Here is a 557-nt window from a genome sequence, read left to right as displayed (position 1 = left end):
CGTTGGGTCCGCGGGCGACGCCGGGGCCCGCGGCGAAGCCCGCCCGGTCGAGCCGCGGCGTCGAGCGGCGCAGGTCGAGCCAGCGCGCCGCCGACGGCGGCCGTGCCAGCGCGACCCCGGCGAACGAGTCGAGCATCCCCCACGGCACGCCCGCCAGGTTGCCCGTCGGCGTGAGCACGACGCGCGCACGCCGCGACGACACCCGGACAGGGGCGACGAGCAGGGCGTCCAGGCGGTCCAGCCGTGCACGCAGGGACGCCTCGACGACCGCGGCCAGCGCGGCCGGCAGGTCCGCCGCCACCATGTCGAGGTCCGCCAGCAGCCCACCGAGCAGGTCGCCGACCGGGGCCCACGCGCCGAGGTCGACGAGCCGGACGTCGTCGCCGACCACGACGGCCGCGACGCGGTCGCCCGACCACAGGTACGCGACCAGGTCCGCGTCGTCGGCGGCCAGTGCCGCGCGCACCTCGTCCAGCGCGGCGGCGGGCGCGGGCGCCGCGGCCCCCTCCTGCGCCCACGCGCGGCGGCGCACCGAGGCCCGCAGCTCCGCCTCGCGT

The 557-nt window shown here is 80.4% G+C and carries 1 pseudogene; it reads right to left on the bottom strand.

What is annotated here, in order from left to right:
- Positions 1–557: pseudogene (locus CBZ_RS21315) on the bottom strand (hypothetical protein); the annotation flags it as partial.

The organism is Cellulomonas biazotea (assembly GCF_004306155.1).
GTDB classification, from domain to species: Bacteria; Actinomycetota; Actinomycetes; order Actinomycetales; family Cellulomonadaceae; genus Cellulomonas; species Cellulomonas biazotea.
This window is presented reverse-complemented; position numbering and strand designations above follow the sequence as displayed.